The 20045-nt window shown below is 48.1% G+C and carries 20 protein-coding genes and 1 rRNA gene; 20 read left to right on the top strand and 1 reads right to left on the bottom strand.

Annotation, left to right across the window (positions count from 1 at the left end; translation table 11 throughout):
- The first annotated feature begins 1 nt into the window (after position 1).
- From nadA to PAHA3_RS28895, 18 genes are all read left to right on the top strand, one after another.
- Complete coding sequence (gene nadA, locus PAHA3_RS28980) at positions 2-940, top strand: quinolinate synthase NadA (RefSeq protein WP_017691350.1); 939 nt, start codon at positions 2-4, stop codon at positions 938-940.
- A 35-nt stretch (positions 941-975) separates the two neighbouring features.
- Positions 976-2607 carry an L-aspartate oxidase gene (nadB, locus tag PAHA3_RS28975; protein WP_062838080.1) on the top strand — a complete coding sequence of 544 codons (1632 nt, stop codon included), beginning with the start codon at positions 976-978 and terminating at the stop codon, positions 2605-2607.
- Positions 2604-3470 carry a carboxylating nicotinate-nucleotide diphosphorylase gene (nadC, locus tag PAHA3_RS28970; RefSeq protein WP_062838079.1) on the top strand — a complete coding sequence of 289 codons (867 nt, stop codon included), beginning with the start codon at positions 2604-2606 and terminating at the stop codon, positions 3468-3470. The genes nadB and nadC overlap by 4 nt, the downstream gene beginning before the upstream one ends.
- A 6-nt stretch (positions 3471-3476) precedes the next feature.
- A complete protein-coding gene (locus PAHA3_RS28965) occupies positions 3477-4247 on the top strand; it encodes a type III pantothenate kinase (protein WP_062838078.1) in 771 nt (256 codons plus the stop codon).
- A 102-nt stretch (positions 4248-4349) separates the two neighbouring features.
- The gene (gene hslO / locus PAHA3_RS28960) at positions 4350-5240 is read left to right on the top strand and encodes an Hsp33 family molecular chaperone HslO (RefSeq protein ID WP_268801836.1); all 891 of its coding nucleotides are present in this window, start codon (positions 4350-4352) and stop codon (positions 5238-5240) included.
- Between the two features lie 23 nt (positions 5241-5263).
- Complete coding sequence (locus tag PAHA3_RS28955) at positions 5264-6214, top strand: peptidyl-prolyl cis-trans isomerase (RefSeq protein WP_062838076.1); 951 nt, start codon at positions 5264-5266, stop codon at positions 6212-6214.
- 345 nt (positions 6215-6559) lie between these two features.
- On the top strand, positions 6560-7498 hold the full coding sequence (cysK, locus tag PAHA3_RS28950; protein WP_062838075.1) for a cysteine synthase A: 939 nt from the start codon (positions 6560-6562) through the stop codon (positions 7496-7498).
- 140 nt (positions 7499-7638) lie between these two features.
- Positions 7639-9252: an anthranilate synthase component I family protein gene (locus tag PAHA3_RS28945; RefSeq protein ID WP_062838074.1), complete on the top strand. Its 1614-nt coding sequence runs from the start codon at positions 7639-7641 to the stop codon at positions 9250-9252.
- 55 nt (positions 9253-9307) lie between these two features.
- Positions 9308-9883, top strand: coding sequence for an aminodeoxychorismate/anthranilate synthase component II (pabA, locus tag PAHA3_RS28940; protein WP_036606106.1), 576 nt, complete (start codon positions 9308-9310; stop codon positions 9881-9883).
- Position 9884: 1 nt separating this feature from the next.
- Complete coding sequence (locus PAHA3_RS28935) at positions 9885-10769, top strand: aminotransferase class IV (protein WP_062838073.1); 885 nt, start codon at positions 9885-9887, stop codon at positions 10767-10769.
- Positions 10766-11629, top strand: a complete 864-nt coding sequence (gene folP, locus PAHA3_RS28930) for a dihydropteroate synthase (protein ID WP_062838072.1) — start codon at positions 10766-10768, stop codon at positions 11627-11629. The genes PAHA3_RS28935 and folP overlap by 4 nt, the downstream gene beginning before the upstream one ends.
- A gap of 116 nt (positions 11630-11745) precedes the next feature.
- Positions 11746-12108, top strand: a complete 363-nt coding sequence (gene folB, locus PAHA3_RS28925; RefSeq protein ID WP_062838071.1) for a dihydroneopterin aldolase — start codon at positions 11746-11748, stop codon at positions 12106-12108.
- Positions 12109-12117: 9 nt separating this feature from the next.
- The gene (gene folK / locus PAHA3_RS28920; RefSeq protein WP_062838070.1) at positions 12118-12666 is read left to right on the top strand and encodes a 2-amino-4-hydroxy-6-hydroxymethyldihydropteridine diphosphokinase; all 549 of its coding nucleotides are present in this window, start codon (positions 12118-12120) and stop codon (positions 12664-12666) included.
- Positions 12627-12821, top strand: a complete 195-nt coding sequence (locus tag PAHA3_RS28915) for a helix-turn-helix domain-containing protein (protein ID WP_235599598.1) — start codon at positions 12627-12629, stop codon at positions 12819-12821. Before folK ends, PAHA3_RS28915 begins: the two co-directional genes overlap by 40 nt.
- Positions 12822-12917: 96 nt before the next feature.
- Entirely contained in the window at positions 12918-13937 is a 1020-nt protein-coding gene (dusB, locus tag PAHA3_RS28910; protein ID WP_062838068.1) for a tRNA dihydrouridine synthase DusB, read from the top strand.
- 246 nt (positions 13938-14183) lie between these two features.
- Entirely contained in the window at positions 14184-14663 is a 480-nt protein-coding gene (gene greA / locus PAHA3_RS28905) for a transcription elongation factor GreA (protein ID WP_062838067.1), read from the top strand.
- 116 nt (positions 14664-14779) lie between these two features.
- The gene (gene lysS / locus PAHA3_RS28900; protein WP_062838066.1) at positions 14780-16291 is read left to right on the top strand and encodes a lysine--tRNA ligase; all 1512 of its coding nucleotides are present in this window, start codon (positions 14780-14782) and stop codon (positions 16289-16291) included.
- A gap of 206 nt (positions 16292-16497) precedes the next feature.
- Positions 16498-17835, top strand: a complete 1338-nt coding sequence (locus PAHA3_RS28895) for a TrkH family potassium uptake protein (protein WP_062838065.1) — start codon at positions 16498-16500, stop codon at positions 17833-17835.
- A gap of 85 nt (positions 17836-17920) precedes the next feature.
- Here PAHA3_RS28895 and PAHA3_RS28890 read toward each other — a convergent pair whose 3' ends face one another.
- Positions 17921-18511: a TetR/AcrR family transcriptional regulator gene (locus tag PAHA3_RS28890; protein ID WP_062838064.1), complete on the bottom strand. Its 591-nt coding sequence runs from the start codon at positions 18509-18511 to the stop codon at positions 17921-17923.
- 88 nt (positions 18512-18599) lie between these two features.
- Between PAHA3_RS28890 and PAHA3_RS28885 the strand changes: the two genes are divergently transcribed.
- Both PAHA3_RS28885 and PAHA3_RS28880 read left to right on the top strand, forming a co-directional pair.
- Entirely contained in the window at positions 18600-19151 is a 552-nt protein-coding gene (locus PAHA3_RS28885) for a hypothetical protein (protein WP_062838063.1), read from the top strand.
- 434 nt (positions 19152-19585) lie between these two features.
- A 16S ribosomal RNA gene (locus PAHA3_RS28880) occupies positions 19586-20045 on the top strand; the annotation flags it as partial.

Raw genomic sequence — 20045 nt, 5'->3', positions numbered from 1 at the left:
GGTGGAAGCTCTGGCTTTAGAGCGCAAGGCTGAGATGAACCGCGAGCTGCGTGAGCGGCTTATGGAGTTGAAGAAGGAACGTAATGCCATTATTCTTGCCCATTATTACCAACGTGACGAGGTACAGGAGGTTGCTGACTTCCGTGGAGATTCGTTTCTATTAGCCCAGAAGGCAGCACAAACAGATGCAGATGTGATCGTATTCTGTGGTGTTCACTTTATGGGTGAAAGCGCTAAAATTCTGGCGCCCAACAAAACCGTTATTATCCCGGATGAGCGTGCGGGTTGCCCGATGGCAGATATGGTAAATGTGGATGGACTACGCAAATTGAAAGCACAACACCCTAATGCCAAGGTGGTTACGTATATCAATTCCTCGGCTGAGATCAAAGCAGAGACCGACATCTGTTGTACATCGGCGAATGCGGTCCGGGTTATTCAATCGGTGGATTCTGACGAAATTATCTGGGTACCGGATAAAAATCTGGGACATTATGTGCAGCAGCATACAGACAAAAAAATGATTATCTGGGAAGGTTACTGCAACACGCACGATATGCTCACAGTCAAAGATGTGGTGGAGATGAGAGCCAAGCATCCGAATGCTGAGTTTGTTGTCCATCCAGAGTGTCGCCCTGAGGTTGTAGAGATGGGTGATTTTGTAGGCAGTACAACAGCCATTCTGGAGTATTGCAAAAATTCATCAGCGAAAGAATTTATCGTAGGTACCGAAGATGGTACCGGATATCAGCTGCGTCTGGATAGTCCGGATAAACAGTTTCATTTTGCGACCAAGTTCCTCGTATGTCCCAACATGAAGGTGAACAACTTGAAGAAACTGGTTAAATGCCTGGAAACGATGAAGCCGCAAATCTATGTGCCACCGGCCGTTGCCGACAAAGCCAGAGAATCACTAGAGCGCATGTTATTGGTGAAGTAGAATGCGCTACTCTTGCTCCAAGACAGGTGAATAACATGATACCGCAATATTTAGTTGATTTCGATCTGTCTGCGCTACCTATGGTAGAGACGGATGTACTGGTTATAGGCTCAGGAATTGCTGGTTTGTTCACCGCCATTAAGGCAAGTGAGCAACAACGCGTATTAATGATCACGAAGAAGTCATTACTTGAAAGTAACACCAGGTATGCGCAGGGAGGCATCGCTGCGGTTATTGCTGAAGATGATTCGCCTGCTTACCACTCGCAGGACACACTTGTAGCAGGAGCGGGCTTGTGCCGCTCCGAGGCGGTAGAAGTATTGGTGAATGAGGGTCCGGACGGAGTGAAGGAACTGATTCGTCTGGGTACGTTGTTTGACCTGGAGAACGGCGAGTTGGCGTTGACGCAGGAAGGTGCGCACAGCCACCGCCGTATTTTGCATGCCAACGGGGATGCAACGGGATATGAGATTGTACGTGCGCTTGCGGTCGAAGTGAATGAACACCCCGGAATTGAAGTATGGGATGAGCATTTTGTTATTGATCTGATTACGGATCGAGATCGAGGGGAATGCATCGGCGCTCTGATACAGAAGGATGATGGATCGAAGGTGTTCGTGAAGGCACAGGCAACCGTTCTCTGCTCTGGTGGGGCAGGACAACTGTACCGATACACGACGAATCCGGATGTAGCTACTGCCGATGGTGTAGCCATGGCCTACAGGGCTGGGGCTATCGTTCGTGACATGGAATTTATCCAGTTCCACCCCACATCTCTTTGTTATCCGGGTGCGCCACGGTTTCTTGTGTCAGAAGCCGTACGTGGCGAAGGAGCATATTTACGCAATGTGAAGGGCGAACGCTTCATGGATCGATACCATGCCCAGCTTGAACTGGCACCACGCGATATCGTGGCACGAGCGATTGTTAGCGAGATGGAGTCTACCAACAGCACTTTTGTGTATTTGGACATTACACACGAACAGCCAGAAATGATCAAGCATCGATTCCCTACCATATATGAGACTTGTATGCGTTATGGATTGGATATGACAACGGACTGGATTCCCGTTGCACCTGCTGCCCATTACATGATGGGCGGAGTGAAAACGGATCTTAGCGGAGAGAGCAGCATCTCCCGGTTATTCGCTTGTGGTGAGGTGTCTTCTACAGGAGTGCATGGAGCTAACCGTCTGGCAAGCAATTCCTTGTCAGAAGCGATTGTATTTGGCCGGAGAATTGTTGATCGCATTCGATCTCTTCCTTCGCTTGGTTCATTACAAGTAAGAGGAACTGCGACTGCATCTGTGGATATGAATAGCAAGATTATGAAAGAGCAAAAGCCAATATCGGAAAGACGCTTACGACTACAGAAAATGATGGTTCGTCAGGTAGGCTTGCGCCGGAATGGTGAGAACCTGCAGAAGGCTATGGACAAGCTGCAACAGGAATTGCAATTTTTTGATCAGACACTTACCCATAAGGAAGAGCTGGAGTATGCCAACCTTCTGACCTGTGCCTGGTTAGTCACTAGCGGAGCATTACACCGCGAGGAGAGTCGGGGAGCTCACTATCGAGAGGACTTCCCGGCACGTGACGATATCGTGTGGCAGAAGCATAGTCTGCAGCAGCGAGAACAAGCGATTGTGGAGGAATTAATGTCATGATACTGAACGGATATAATGATGGGCTTATCGAATCAATTAAAAACTGGCTTCGGGAAGATGTTGGTGCAGGTGACGTTACAACCAGTGTAACGATCCCAGCAGGAAACCAATCCAAAGCCATTATACATGCCAAAGACAATGGTATTATTGCAGGCATGACCGTAGCCGAACTCGTATTTCAGGTAGTCGATCCTGGTCTTGTATTTACACCAAAGGTAACTGACGGAGACAAGGTTAAGCATGGCACGATTCTGGCTGAGGTAGAGGGAAGTACACACTCACTGCTTACGGGGGAACGACTGGCACTCAACTTGCTGCAGCGTATGTCGGGAATTGCTACGCGTACGCGTACCTACGTGGATGTGCTGGATGGTCTTGAGACCAGGTTGGTGGATACACGTAAGACAACGCCTGGTCACAGGTTACTTGAGAAATACGCGGTACGCGTGGGTGGCGGAGCGAATCATCGTTTTGGACTCTACGACGCCGTTATGATCAAGGATAACCACATCAAGGGCGCAGGCGGAATTACCGAAGCGGTACAGCGTGCGCGAACCGTTATTCCACATACGATGACGATTGAAGTGGAGACGGAGAATATGGAGCAGGTGAGAGAAGCCTTGCAAGCCGGGGCAGATATCATTATGCTGGATAACATGCATCCAGAGCGGATGCGTGAAGCAGTTGAGCTTATTCGTGAACGGGCTCCGCATGTGAAGGTTGAAGCATCAGGTAACGTCTCTCTCCAGACCATTCGTGGAATTGCAGAGAGCGGTGTGGATGTAATTTCGGTTGGCAGGTTAACCTATTCTTTTGAGAGCCTGGATATCAGCCTGGATTTAAATGAAAAGAAAGAGGGGTGAACCTCTTTGATTCTAGTTGTAGACGTGGGGAACAGCAATATGGTGCTCGGCGTATATCAAGGCCGGGAGTTGCTGCACCACTTTCGTCTGAGTACATCACGTCAGTCAACAGTGGATGAATACGGCGTATTGATTTATAATTTATTTCATATGTCCGGCATCAGGGCAAGCGACATCGAAGGTGTCATCATCTCATCTGTGGTTCCGCCACTGGTGAATGTGATCGAAGCGATGTGTGAGAAATATGTGGGCAAAAAACCGTTACTCGTTGGGCCTGGTATCAAAACCGGCCTGAACCTGCGATACGAGAATCCACGTGAAGTGGGTGCAGATCGCATTGTTAATGCAGTGGCAGCCGTTGAGAAGTATGGCGGCCCTCTCGTCGTGGTCGATTTCGGTACTGCAACGACGTTTGACTGTATTGACGAGAAAGGTCATTATCTGGGGGGAGCCATTGTACCTGGAATTCACATTGCCACCGAAGCACTCTACGAGCGGGCGTCCAAGCTGCCTCGTATTGAGCTGGAGAAACCCAAGAAGGTCATTGGGCGTAATACTATTCATGCGATGCAAGCGGGCATTATCTATGGCTATGCAGGACAGGTAGATGGTATTGTAGAGCGCATTCGCGAAGAAATGGGAGCTAAGCCCAGAGTCATTGCAACGGGTGGTCTCGCTACACTAATCGCGGAAGAAACCCGTAGTATAGAGGAAGTTGATCCGCTGCTTACGCTTGAAGGGCTGCGTATTATATATGAGCGGAACCGGGAAAGGTGAGCATAAAGACGGCATACAGCGGCTGAGATTACAGCTTAAGTGTTGTGCCGTTTTTTCTGTGTTATTACTATTATGGCGATACGCCAAAGGAGGCTGAATGACTTGGAAAACAACAACAAGCATGACCGGTTAATTCGTGGTACAGCAATGAATGGAAAGGTAAGAGCCTTTGCTGTCCAGACGACACAACTGGTTGAGGAACTACGCAGAAGACATGATACGTTTCCCACGGCTACAGCTGCCATGGGGCGTACGGTTACAACAGCAGCTATTATGGGTGCGATGCTCAAAGGTGATGAGAAGCTAACGATACAAGTCAACGGTGATGGCCCCATTGGACAGATTGTAGCTGATGCCAATGCGAAAGGTGAGGTGCGGGGGTATGTTTCTAATCCGCATGTACATCTGCCAAGCAATAGTGTGGGAAAACTGGACGTTGCAGGCGCAGTTGGAACCGAAGGCTTCATCAACATAACGAAAGATTTGGGATTGAAAGAGCCATACCGTGGCAGTGTGCCTATTATCTCAGGAGAACTGGGCGAAGACTTTACTTACTATTTTGCCCAATCGGAGCAGACTCCTTCTGCTGTAGGCGTTGGTGTGCTCGTCGATACGGATAATTCCGTTATTGTCGCAGGCGGATTCATTATGCAGCTGTTACCGGGATTGACAGATCAAGAGATCACAGCGATCGAAAATGCCATTGGTACGTTGCCACCAGTGACAACGTTGCTGGATCAGGGACTTGAACTGGAAGAGTTGCTTCGCCGGTTACTACCGGATGTACAGGTGATGGAAGGGTTGGATATTCAATTCAGCTGTGAGTGTTCACGTGAGCGGGTAGAGAAGACGCTAATCAGCCTGGGCCAAACGGAGATGGAGCAATTAATTGAAGAAGAGGGCCGTGCTGAAGTAGTTTGCCAATTCTGTAATGAAGCTTATGACTTTAACAAAGAACAACTTGAGACCATCCTAGAGCAAGCCAAGAACTGATCTATGCGGGGACGGGATGCGGAATGACAAGACAGGAAAAAGGGTTGTGGACAGCTGTAATTGTCTTGACGCTGGGCATGCTGGTTATGGGAACGGTGATGGCTATGCATGGTCTCAGACAGGGCAAAGACGAGGCAGATGCATCCCATGATGCCAATACGGAAGAAGGAAGCACCGTAGCGACGATCAACGGAGAAGTCATCACGGACAAAGAGTGGACCGATGCGCTGAAACGACGTTACGGCAGTGAGTTATTACTCCAGATGTTAAACCGTAAAGCAGTATATGCCGAAGCAATTGAACGCAAGCTGATCGTCACTCCCCAAGAGATTGCAAGAGAACTTGCGGCCGCGATGGATGGGTACGATTCAGAGAAATCGTATTTTGATGAAATGAAGTCCCAGTTGGGCTTGTCGAAACAGGAGCTTGAATTGGAAGCTGGCTATAGGCTACTGCTTGAGAAAATCGCAACGATCGGCATACAGATCAAGGATGCAGATATTGAGCATTACTGGACTGAACACCGTGAGGATTACGTTTCCCCCGAGAAATATGACTTGTCCATCATCGTAGTGAAGGAAGAGGAGGAAGCCGATTCCTTACTGTATGCGTTGGAGAAGGGGGAAGATTTTGAAGCAGCTGCCCGCAGTCAATCGACAGACAGCTTCTCTCGTGATGTTGGTGGCAGGCTGGGATGGATTGAGCGCAATGATCCATTCCAGTCAGAAGAAATCCTTCAACTCGCTGCCGGGCTGGATATAGGAGATATGGCTGGTCCAGTTCAAGTGGAAGAGGGCTATGCTATTATCAGACTTAATGATAAAGAAGAACGCCAGGTGCAGTCGGCCGAAGAGGTCCGTGAGGAGATTCGAATGCAACTGGCTCTGAGTCAGGCTGATCCGTTGCCGCAGGTAGAGCAAATGCTGCGCAACAAGTATGAAGCCGTGATCCTGTCCGAGATTCCTGCCTCCTGAATGCAATGGAAAAGATTGTCTCGTACTACTGCATCTTGATAAAAATACTCTGTCTGCGGTCTTAGGGCCGAAGGCAGAGTATTTTTTTTGAGTACTCATATTGACAATAAGGGTTAACGTTGATAAGATGAAAATAATAAATACCTACTCGTTTACTCGGATATAAAAGCGTTATTTATGAACAAAGAAACTTTCGGAAACCTCCGCCCTGTCTAGAAATCTTAGCAGTAAGGGATAGGATCAACAGGATTTCCGCAGTTCTTCTATAACATCCAGAGGCTATCGGCCGCACAGTATAGGTTAACAGGACTCAAGTTTTATTCATCCACTAAGGAGGGCATTCATATGGCTAAAGTAGTTAATAACGTAACAGAACTCATCGGAGGTACTCCGCTTGTTCGTCTGAACCGTATCGTACCTGAAGGCAGTGCTGAAGTATTCGTGAAGCTGGAGTACCAGAATCCAGGTTCAAGCGTGAAAGACCGTATCGCAATTAGCATTGTGGAAGAAGCGGAAAAAGAAGGCAAGCTGAAACCAGGTGATACCATTATCGAAGCAACAAGTGGTAACACAGGAATCGGACTCGCGATGGTGGCTGCAGCCAAAGGCTACAAGTCCGTTATTGTAATGCCTGAGACGATGAGCTTGGAGCGTCGCAACTTGCTTCGTGCGTATGGTGCTGAGCTTGTGCTTACACCGGGAGCCGAAGGTATGAATGGTGCTGTTAAAAAAGCTGAAGAACTGCTGAAGGAAAACCCATCCTATTTCATGGCTGAGCAATTTAAAAATAAAGCTAACGTGAAGATCCACCGTGAAACGACTGGCCCTGAGATTGTTGACGCGATCCAATCTGTGGGCGGTACGTTGGATGCTTTCATTGCGGGAATCGGTACAGGTGGAACAATTACAGGAACAGGTGAAGTGCTGAAAGAAGCTTTCCCTGGTGTTAAAATTGTTGCAGTTGAGCCAGCAGCGTCGCCAATTCTGGCGGGCGGCAAACCAGGACCTCATAAGATCCAAGGGATTGGTGCCAACTTTATCCCTGAGATTCTGGATCAGGAAATCTATGATGAGATCATTCACATTGAGAATGATGATGCATTCGAGACGGCTCGTCAGGTAGCGAAGGAAGAGGGCATTTTGTCTGGTATTTCTTCCGGTGCGGCAATCCGTGCAGGTCTTCAGGTTGCGAAACAGTTGGGTGAAGGCAAACGCGTTGTCGTGATCGTGCCAAGTAACGGCGAACGTTACCTCAGCACACCACTCTACAACTTCGAAGCCTAAGCCTACAAATGACAAAACCAATCCTCCTTGCCCGTATGACGGGTATGGAGGATTTTTGGCGTAATGCTTTTAAAAGGGGCGGCGCTTTAGTATACTATCAGACAATAGAACTAGCGACAGATGGAGGGCGGCAAACCGCAATGACACACCTGATGACAACATACGCCGACTGGATGGAGTGGGCTGGACAAGGCTGGACCATGATGCCCTATATCACGAAGTCGGATGAGGGACCGTATCATGGCGGTTTACCGTTATCGTGGGAGGCAGCCTGGCAGCAGGCGTCACCATACGCAATTGTGCTGGAGAATGGCAAAGGCGGAAGATATACATTTCTGGGTCTGGACCCCGTATCTGTTATTTCCGGCAAGGGTCAAGAAGCGGTTATTCATGATGTGACGCAAGGAACCACCTCGACAGACAGCGGCAAGCCGCTTGATGTATTGAAGAGATGGACAGCGCCTTATAGCGCACCTAAAGTTACTGGGGCCCCAGACTTTGGGGGTGGCTACGCAGGTTATCTCAGCTATGATGTAGCAAGATCGTTGGAGAAGCTTCCAGCTTTGGCTGAAGATAACCCGGCTCTGCCGGATTATTGGTGGATGCGTTTTGAAGAAATATGGGCGTACGACCATCAGCAACAGGCGCTTTTCTGCATGGTTCATCTGGCTATAGAGCCTAATCAGAACGAAACCGATATCCGTGGTCTATATGCAGTGGCCGAAGCACGAGCGACAGCGATGCAGCAACGATGGCTTCATATTATGGGATTTGCACAGGCCGAAGAACAACAGCAGGCGCTGGAACGCCGCAATAGGCAGGTCAATCGTACCCCGCAGCCTGAGGATGCGGAAAGGGAATCCGAAGGGTGGGAAACCTCCTTTCCACAGGAAGACTTTGAAAAGGCTGTACGCACGGTACAGGAATATATCAGGCAGGGTGATGTGTTCCAGGTGAATCTGTCCTTAAGACAGGAAAAGCGGCTTCATTCAAGCGCTGAGCATATTTATGAATGGCTGCGTCTTGTGAATCCATCACCGTATATGGGTATGCTGCGTAGCCCGGACTTCCAACTGGTAAGCGGGTCTCCCGAACTTCTGGTCAAAGTGGAGAATGGCAAAGTCAGTGCACGTCCCATCGCAGGGACCCGAAGAAGGGGCCGTGATGAAGCAGAGGATAAAGCTATGGCGGATGAACTGCTCAGCAGTGAGAAGGAACGGGCAGAGCATATTATGCTCGTTGATCTGGAACGTAATGATATCGGACGGATTGCGGCCTACGGTTCGGTTCATGTGCCTGAATTGATGACCATCGAGAAGTATTCCCATGTCATGCATCTCGTTTCCCAAGTGGAAGGCAGGCTGGCAGAAGGGTTATCCGTATTTGATGTGATCGCTGCGACATTCCCGGGTGGGACGATTACAGGAGCGCCCAAAGTGCGTACCATGGAGATTATCGAGGAGCTTGAGCCTGTGCGGCGTGGGCCTTATACGGGTTCCATCGGTTGGATGGATTACAGTGGAAATATGGAATTGAACATCGTCATTCGTACGCTTGCCATCAAGGATGGTATTGGTTATGTACAAGCTGGTGCAGGTATTGTTATTGATTCCGACCCATATCGGGAATACAAGGAATGCCGCAACAAGGCAAGAGCGATGATGAGAGCTGTGAACTACAGCGAAGAGGCGAAAGCGGACAGAGCTGTCGAACAAGAACAAGCGAAACGAACGGAAGCTGTTAAACTAAACTAAAATAAAACGAAGCAACCGTCACTTGCGTTGACGGAAGATGAGGAGGAGCAGGCATATGATACTGGTTATCGACAATTACGATTCCTTCACGTACAACCTGGTTCAATATCTGGGTGAACTGGGTGAGACGGTGGAAGTTCGCCGCAACGATGAGATTGATTTGGCAGGTATAGAGGCATTGGCGCCTGATCATATTCTGATTTCTCCGGGTCCTTGTACACCGAATGAAGCGGGCATCAGTCTGGCAGTCATCGATCACTTCAAGGGAAGCATTCCGATCTTTGGTGTGTGTCTGGGACATCAGTCCATTGGACAAGCGTTTGGTGGCAATGTTATTCGTGCGGAGCGCATGATGCATGGCAAAACATCCGAGATGCACCATAATGGAACATCTGTATTTGCCGGATTACCTTCCCCATTCACAGCTACCCGTTATCACTCCCTGATTGTGGAGCGCAGCAGCTTGCCTGACTGCCTGGAGATTACAGCGGAGACAGCTGAAGGTGAAATTATGGGTCTACGTCACAAAGAATATGCGATTGAAGGGGTGCAATTCCACCCGGAATCCATTATTACAGACCACGGACATCAGATGCTTCGCAACTTCCTGTCCCAACAGGTGAAGGTATAACATGCAATATGCCGCGATAAACGGAGAGTTGGTCAATATGGCGGCAGCCGTGGTTCCTGTAACGGATCACGGCTTTTTGTACGGACTTGGGTTGTTTGAGACGTTTCGGACGTATCAGGGGGTTCCTTATCTGCTGGAACGGCATCTGGAGCGGATGGCTTCAGGGTGTGAAGAACTGGGCATTCCTTTCATAACGACTGCGGCAGAGGTGACAGATTGGATTCAACGCTTGATGGATGCGAACGGACTTCAGGATGCGTATGTGCGATACACGGTATCAGCCGGTGAAGCACCGCTAGGCTTACCTTCTGGTGATTATTCGAAGCCGAATCATATTGTACTGGCAAAAGCATTACCTGAACCTTCTCCCTCTTTATATGAGAGCGGCAAAATGCTTCAACGGTTGTCTACACCTCGCAACACGCCTGAAGGAGAAGTGCGGTTCAAGTCGCTCCATTACATGAACAACATTCTGGCGAAACGGGAGCTGAACCGGTACGGGCAGTATGTGCAGGGGGCAGAAGGGCTACAATTAACCCGTGATGGTCATGTCGCTGAGGGTATTGTGAGTAATGTATTTTGGGTACGGGAAAATGTGCTCTACACGCCAGCGCTCTCAACCGGCATTCTGCCGGGCATCACGAGAGCCGTGGTACTTGAGATCGCTATGCAGCAAGGAATTCCCTGCATAGAAACGCTAGCGGCTTGGGAGGATCTCCTGCAAGCCGATGAAATATTTTTAACCGGCTCGGTGGCTGAACTGGTTCCGGTTACAACTCTGCGTGATCAGGAAGGAATCGAAACGATAATCAGCAACGGACATATAGGCCCGGTTACAGCAGTCCTTCTGGGTATGTACCGGCAGAAAGCGGGGTATACTTCATGACACTTACACCTGTCATCTATGAACGGAACTATGCATGGGGGCCAGCTGAGTTGAAGCTGGGTACAAGAACACAGATCATGGGCATTCTTAACGTCACGCCTGACTCGTTCTCGGATGGTGGACGTTATACCAACGTGGAGCGGGCGGTTACCCATGCCAAGCAGATGATGGAGGACGGGGCGGACCTGATTGATATCGGTGGGGAGTCCACCAGACCTGGTTCAGCAGTCGTCAATGCCGATGAAGAGCTGAGCCGGATCATTCCGGTTATCGAAGCATTACATCAGCAAGCCCCGCACATTCCAATATCGGTGGACACGTATAAGGCTGATGTTGCGCGTCAAGCTATTCTAGCGGGTGCCCATATCATTAATGATGTGTGGGGTGCCAAGGCAGACCCAGATATGGCCCGCACGGCAGCAGAGCTCGGGTGTCCCATCATTCTGATGCATAATCGGCAGGAGAGAGATTATACCGATTATCTGAGTGATGTCGTGAGCGATTTGCAGGAGAGCATACAGATTGCGTTAACAGCCGGAGTGAAAGCAGATCAGATTATCCTGGACCCCGGCATTGGTTTTGTGAAGGATCTGAAGGAAAATCTGGCACTCATGTCATCACTCGGTTTGCTCAATGAAATGGGATATCCCGTGCTGTTAGCCACCTCACGCAAAAGATTCATCCAGAACACCCTGGATGTCACTGCGGATGACGCGCTGGAAGGAACGGCTGCAACCGTTGCATTCGGCATTGCCCAAGGCTGCCAGATGGTTCGGGTTCATGATGTGAAGCCGATTCGGCGGACGGCAGACATGTGTGATGCCATGTTGTATGCTTCTCCGGGTATACGGAGGAAATAATGCTGGCGGGTCCGAGTGACCTGTCCAGTGGAAGCGCAGCGTTTTTCAAAGGCGAAGCAAAGGGAGAACTTCAAATAGATTAAAATTTCAATATATATAGAGGGCAGGCGGATCGTATGGATAGAATGGTATTGCACCGTATGGAGTATTACGGATATCATGGCGTTTTTGCAGAAGAACGGAAGCTTGGGCAGCGGTACTATATTGATCTGGAGATTGATATGGACCTCAGTGAGGCTGGACGTAACGATGATCTGACCAAAACGATCAACTACGCAGAGATCCATGAGCTGGTAAAACAGATTGTTGAAAATAAATCATTCCAGTTAATTGAAGCTTTGGGCGAACATATTGCATCTTCTTTACTAGACACTTATACTATTATCAATGCATTGACAGTCAAGGTGACGAAGCCACATCCCCCATTCGATATTCATTTTGAGGGCGTAACGGTAGAGCTTCGCCGCACAAGAAAGTGAGAACCGATCATGATTGCACATTCGACCTCTGAATTTTCAGAGGCTTATATTGCTTTAGGGGCCAATTTGGGTGACCGGGAACAGACGCTGCTTGAAGCATTGTCTTTGCTGGATGAACACCCTCATATATCCGTTCTGCGCTGTTCTGCGCTATATGAGACGGAACCTGTAGGATATGTAGATCAGCCCGCTTTTCTGAATATGGCAGTCGCCGTAAAGGCGATGCTGACACCGGAGCAGTTGCTCACGGAATTATTGGATATCGAGAACCGACTCGGTCGTGTTCGTGATATTCGCTGGGGACCGCGCACTGTTGATCTGGACCTGCTCTGGATGCACGGGGAGACGAGAGATACCGAATTGCTACAATTGCCTCATCCCCGTATGGGCGAACGGGCTTTTGTGCTGGTACCGCTGTCGGATATCGTACCGGAGGGCGAGGAATCAGGTCTATATACCTTTGTACACTCATCGTTGTCTGTACTGGATGGAAAGGATGGAATACAGCTTTGGAAAACATGCAATTGGCCAATCGAATCCGGGCATTCCGGAAGCTGAAAGGTTTAACACAACATGAACTTGCTGCCGAGACCGGCATCTCGCTGGCCATTCTGGGAACTATTGAGCGGGGAAACCGTAAGGTAACACCGCAAGAGTTGGATCGAATTGCCGGAGTGCTGGCGATCAGTATCGAGGAGTTGCAGGGCAAGTAAGACCGTTTTGTTTTCGTCTAGCTACAACAACAGAGACATCGATCGATCTTTATATCGTGATATATACAGAATTAAAAAAGGAGTGGAACGACTACCGTGCTTAACATTGGTGGCATTGAAATGAAAAACCAGGTCGTACTTGCGCCGATGGCTGGCGTATGTAATCCGGCTTTTCGTTTGATCGCAAAAGAATTCGGAACAGGCCTCGTATGCGCGGAGATGGTGAGTGGCAAAGCCATCGTCCATGGTAATCAGCGTACACGCGAGATGTTGTTTGTAGATGAGCGTGAGAAACCGCTGAGCCTTCAGATTTTTGGGGGAGATCGTGATTCCCTTGTAGAAGCAGCCAAAATCGTGGACAAAGAAACGAATGCAGACATCATCGACATCAACATGGGATGCCCTGTGCCAAAAGTGACGAAATGTGATGCAGGTGCACGTTGGTTGCTTGATCCGAATAAAATCTATGAGATGGTATCCGCTGTCGTGGACGCGGTCGAGAAGCCGGTGACGGTCAAGATGCGTATCGGCTGGGATAACGAGCATATCTTCGCGGTTGAGAATGCGCTCGCGGTTGAACGTGCTGGTGGACAGGCGGTAAGTGTACACGGTCGTACGCGTGAGCAACTCTATACAGGGACAGCTGACTGGTCACACATCAAAGATGTAAAAGAGGCGGTCTCTATTCCCGTGATCGGCAATGGTGATGTCCATACTCCAGAGGATGCACGCCGTATGCTGGATGAAACAGGTTGTGACGGAGTTATGATTGGTCGTGCCGCCCTGGGTAATCCATGGATGCTGTATCGTACCATTCAATACTTAAGCACGGGTAAATTGCTTCCTGACCCGAATGGTGAAGAGAAGATCCGTGTTGCCATCCTTCATATGGATCGCCTGATCGCACTCAAGAACGAGACGGTTGCTGTACGGGAGATGCGTAAACATCTGGCTTGGTATTTGAAAGGCTTGAAAGGATCTGCCCGCATCAAGGATGTTATTATGGAAGGAACCAAGCGGGATGAGATGGTACAGATTCTGGAGAACTTTGTGGGTCAGTTGAGAAGCGAAGGTAATTTGGAGTCAGAACCGGTAATTGCCGGAAATGCATCTTAATTAAGACTGTAAAACGTTTACAGCTATAGAGGACGTAACATTGACTTTTCGAGATCGTTCCCCTATACTTTCACAGTATAAATTCGCCATGTGCGTTAATTAAAGGCTAGTCATCAGGAGGAATATTCTATTTCTCTGGAGAACTTCATATAGTTTTGAAGATGTATGCGGGCGGAGCTATGTAATTAGAACTGATTCCGTTGCCGTACAATCCAAATTATTCCCATGACAGGAGAATCGGTTGAGATGAGCGACAAGGAAGTTATCCTTACACCAGAGGGACTTAAGAAGCTGGAAGAAGAACTGGAAACATTGAAATCAGTGAAGCGCCGCGAAGTGGCTGAACGGATTAAGGTAGCCATCGGGTATGGAGATATCAGTGAGAACTCTGAATACGAGGATGCCAAGAACGAACAGGCCTTCATTGAAGGTCGTATTATTACTTTGGAGAAAATGCTTCGGAACGCACGCATTATTAACAGTGATGAGATTGACACCGATGTCGTGAGTGTAGGTGCAACAGTTACTGTGGAAGATTTGGAATTCGGTGATATCACAGAATATACAATTGTAGGTTCTGCTGAATCTAACCCGCTGCAGAACAAGATCTCAAACGAAAGCCCTGTTGGTAAAGCGATCCTGGGCAAGAAAAATGGTACAGTTGTTGATGTAAGTGTGCCTGCTGGCGTAATTCAATATAAAATTATAGACATTAAAAAGCTATAGCAACGAAGCAGTTGGGCACGGTAAACAAAAGCTTCCTTAGGGAAGCTTTTTCAACATTTGAGGAATAGCGTCCTCTCGCGATGCCTGCAATGTAAATAAGGAGATGAATACAGATCATGACGGATGAAGTCTTGAATCAGGAAACCGAACTTAGCGAGCTTTTACAAATTCGCCGTGACAAATTGGACGAGCTCCGCAAATTGGGAATCGACCCTTTTGGCCAAAAATACGTACGTACCGAAGAAGCCGGCTCCATTCTGAAGAAGTATGAAGAACTGACCAAGGAAGAGCTGGAAGAGAAGCACATCGAAGTCAGTATTGCCGGACGGATTATGGCGAAGCGGGGAATGGGTAAGGCAAGCTTCGCACATATTCAGGACCTGAGCGGCAGAATCCAGATCTATGTTCGTCAGGATACCGTGCCTGAAGACAAGTATGCGGCATTCAGCCTGCTGGACCTTGGCGACATTGTTGGGGTAACAGGCGTGATCTTTAAGACCAAAACAGGTGAAACTTCTGTCAAAGTTAAAGATCTTGAAGTGCTGTCCAAATCGCTCTATCCGCTTCCGGATAAATTCCATGGTCTCACGGACGTTGAGCTGCGTTACCGCCAGCGTTACGTTGACCTGATTATGAGCCCGGACGTACAACAGACTTTCATCACACGTTCCAAAATCATTCAATCGATGCGTCGTTACCTCGATTCCCTTGGATATCTGGAAGTGGAAACACCTACGTTGCATACCATTGCCGGGGGAGCCGCAGCACGTCCGTTCATCACGCATCACAATGCGCTAGATATGGAACTGTACATGCGGATTGCGATTGAGCTTCACCTGAAACGTCTGATTGTTGGCGGACTGGAGAAGGTATATGAGATTGGCCGTGTATATCGAAACGAAGGTATGTCCACACGTCACAATCCGGAGTTCACGATGATTGAATTGTATGAGGCATATGCTGACTACAAAGATATCATGCATTTGACGGAAAATTTGGTTGCTCATATCGCACAAGAAGTACTGGGCACACAAGTGATTCAGTATGGAGATTATGAAGTGGATCTTAAACCGCAGTGGCGCCGTGTTACGATGGTGGATGCAGTTAAGGAAGTTGTTGGCGTAGACTTCTCTGTACACATGACGGATGAGGAAGCACACAGCTTGGCGAAGGAGCATAAGGTTCCGGTGGAGAAGCATATGACATTCGGTCATATTCTGAACGCATTCTTCGAAGAGTTTGTAGAAGAGACGTTGATTCAACCGACATTCATTATGGGACATCCTCTTGAAATCTCACCGCTGGCGAAGAAAAACGATGTGGACCCACGCTTCACGGATCGCTTCGAGTTGTTCATCGTTGGACGCGAGCATGCCAATGCCTTCACAGAGCTGAATGATCCAATCGATCAGCGTCAGCGTTTTGAAGCTCAGATGCTGGAGAAAGAACATGGGAACGACGAGGCTCATGAGATGGATGACGACTTCATCCGTGCGCTCGAGTATGGTATGCCGCCAACAGGCGGACTGGGAATCGGGATCGATCGTCTGATCATGCTGCTTACGAACTCCCCGTCTATTCGTGACGTACTGCTCTTCCCGCACATGCGTCCTCGTACACAAGATTAAATAAGGAACGTAGTATACGTTCATAATAGAAGAGGAACCTGCCGTTCAGTATCATGCTGGGGCAAGTTCCTCTTTAGGTTTACATAGGCGCTAAAACGGAAGTTTGTCAGTAGGTCTTCCTGTTCATATTGCGCCACTATGGGAGCACAGCTTCTTGCATTTGTTTAGATTAACCTGTTCGTATTTTGTTAAAAGAGGTGCCCTTCATGAAGTTCAGGCTTCACTTTGCCAAATTCTTATCACCCCCGTTAATCCTGGTCGGCGGATTTCTGCTTATTATTGCGATTGGAACGGTGCTTCTCATGTTGCCCATCTCCAACCAAAGCGGTGAGCATTTGGCGTTTATTGATGCTCTCTTTACATCAACCTCTGCCGCATGTGTGACTGGATTAGTCGTTGTGGATGTTGGGACGACGTTTAACTTGTTTGGTCAGATCGTCATTATGGTGTTGATGCAGCTCGGTGGACTCGGCTTCATGACCATGGCTACCCTCTTTGCGCTAGTATTGGGCAAGCGAATCTCGCTCAAGGACAGGCTGTTGCTCAAAGAAGCCATTAATGCAGACAGTATGGAAGGGATTGTACGCATTATCCGCAAGGTGCTAATTTTCTCCTTTACCATTGAAGGGGTGGCTGCTGTCATACTGGCGCTGCGCTGGGCAACGGAGATGCCGTTTGGCCAGGCCGTATACTATGGAATATTCCACTCCGTTTCATTGTTTAATAATGGCGGTTTTGATTTGTTCGGCAACAGCTTTCAATACTACACCGGAGACTGGATATTCAATTTGACCGCTTCTGTGCTCGTTGTCTCTGGTGGACTTGGCTTTGTTGTGTTAAATGATCTGTTTGAGTATCGCAAACGTCGGCGTCTATCCCTGCAGTCCAAACTGGTGCTGTCTGTGTCGGGAGCTTTGATTGGTATAGGAGCGGTTGTACTGTTTGTTTTTGAATTCACCAACGGACACACACTGGCTTCACTCACCTGGAGCGAGAAGATCTATGCGTCCTTCTTCCAGTCTGTCTCTACACGTTCGTCCGGAACAAGTACCATCGATATCACGGAGATGAGGCAGGCTACCCAATTCTTCTTCATCCTGCTGATGTTTATCGGGGCTTCCCCGGGATCGACAGGGGGCGGAATCAAGACGACTACATTCCTGATCATGATCGGTGCAGTGTATGCCATGATTCGGGGGAATAAGGATATCGTATTTTTCCGCCAACGTGTCCCGAAGGAGCTGCTTATGCGGGCGTTGACCATTATTATGGTTTCGCTGATCATATTCATGATCGTGGTGATGCTTCTGCTTACGACAGAGGATGCACCATTCCTTTCACTGATGTTTGAAGCTGCATCGGCAATTGGTACGGTGGGGCTTTCGGTGGGAGTAACTGATGAGTTGACCAATTGGGGAAAAATCATTATCACCTTTACCATGTTTGTAGGTCGGATTGGGCCATTAACCATCGCGTATGCCCTTCGTCCGCGCAAAGAGAAGAAACTGTATCGTCATCCGGAGGGCCGGATCATTATCGGATAAAAAGAAAAACCGTCAGACATTCAGAACTAACTCCTGTGATCGTAACAGGCTTTAGTCAAAGCGAATGTACTGCGGTTTTTTTTGTTTAACGACACAAGGAAGCAAGATGCAAGGTGAGAATATCGTCCATGAGCTTGGCATTCATCTGATCGGGTCTAAGCACAGTATGTATACCCAAGCCATCCACCAGTGCATACAATCTCTCGATCTCCAGTTCTTTGTCCAGATCAGGTCTGGAGAGATCAAGCTTAATCAGGTAAGTGATAACAGAGCCTACAGCTTGTCTGAGTTCATCATACACTGTATCGGCAAGTTCCTTGAGTGTAGAATCCGTTTTGGATCTGGCTGTAAAAGCGTACCACACCTCCATTTCGGCCAGTTTTTCTTCCGTGTTTGGTAAGAATTCGAACAATAGGCATTTCATATTGTCCATGGGAGAGCCGGTGAAGGACATTTGTTGGACTCGATGGGATACCCGTTCGGATACCAGATTCATAGCATATAGTAAGAGTTCCGACTGTGTAGAAAAGTAGTGACGCATCGAACCGACCGAAATTCCTGCTTCTTCAGCGATATTCCGAACAGAGGCCTGTTCCATACCATCTCTTCGTATAATACGCCAAGCTGCTTCGGCCACGAGCACACGTTGTTTATCATGATCAACAATTTTAGGCATAGGAAGATTATATCACTGTTGATTATTATAATACAAATGTGCTAAATTGTATTTAATACAATTGTATTATAAAAGGAGAGAACGATAAATGATTGGTTATTTCATTATAGGGTGTGAGATTGCCTTCTGGGTGTTTGTGTTTGCGGGTTTGAGTGTCAGGTATCTTCTTGGTATGAAAAGATTAGGCATCGGTTTGTTGATGGCAACACCTATTGTGGATCTCTTGTTGCTGGTAGCTACAGTGATGGATCTTCAGCGCGGAGCTACAGCGAGCGTGATTCATGGTATTGCCGCGGTGTATATAGGGGTAAGTATTGCTTATGGTCATCAGATGATTGCTTGGGCAGATCGATACTTCCTATATTGGTTCAAAGGCGGAGAGAACCCTCGTAGTAGCAAGTTATATGGCAAAGAACATGCAAGTCGTGAGCGTAGTGGATGGTTTAGACATCTTTTGGCTTGGGCTATAGGCAGCGCATTTCTATTCGCCATGATATGGTGGATTGATGATGCTGAACGGACAGCCGTCTTCTATAATTTGATTAAGGTGTGGGGAACCATACTTGGTATCGATTTTCTGATAAGCTTTAGCTATAGTTTATGGCCCCGAAAGGTTCCAGTCCGAAATATTAAACAATAAAAAACATATGGACGTGCATACAAACATTCTAAATTGGGAGAATACTACATGTACGTCCAAGTAGTATCATCATAGATAGTTTAAATTCAAAAAAAGACTTGCAATCAAAATCTGTACATGGTATATTCTAATTCCGGCCAAGAAAACACGGTTTACACGGTGCGGTAAGCGAATGAAATAAGCTTCGAAAGAAACTTAAAAAAAGAGCTTGCAAAGTTGGTTCGGATGTGATAAGATATAAAAGTTGCTGAAGAGAACGACATTCGGTAACGAAACAAGTTTGATCTTTGAAAACTGAACAACGAGTGAGTAAACATTCTGCTTGCAGAATAAACGCGAAAGTTGAGACAAGCCTTGGCTTGGATCGGCTGGAGCACAAATGAGATTTTTAATCTCGTCAGATTCAAAATGAGCTTATCGCTCTTTTCAATACTTTATTGGAGAGTTTGATCCTGGCTCAGGACGAACGCTGGCGGCATGCCTAATACATGCAAGTCGAGCGGACTTGATGAGAAGCTTGCTTCTCTGATAGTTAGCGGCGGACGGGTGAGTAACACGTAGGCAACCTGCCCTCAAGTTTGGGACAACTACCGGAAACGGTAGCTAATACCGAATAGTTGTTTTCTTCGCCTGAAGAGAACTGGAAAGACGGAGCAATCTGTCACTTGGGGATGGGCCTGCGGCGCATTAGCTAGTTGGTGAGGTAACGGCTCACCAAGGCGACGATGCGTAGCCGACCTGAGAGGGTGATCGGCCACACTGGGACTGAGACACGGCCCAGACTCCTACGGGAGGCAGCAGTAGGGAATCTTCCGCAATGGGCGAAAGCCTGACGGAGCAATGCCGCGTGAGTGATGAAGGTTTTCGGATCGTAAAGCTCTGTTGCCAGGGAAG

The organism is Paenibacillus amylolyticus, from assembly GCF_001570725.1.
GTDB lineage: Bacteria > Bacillota > Bacilli > Paenibacillales > Paenibacillaceae > Paenibacillus > Paenibacillus amylolyticus_A.
Note: the sequence above shows the minus strand (reverse complement) of the source record. Positions and strands in the feature narration are given on the sequence as shown.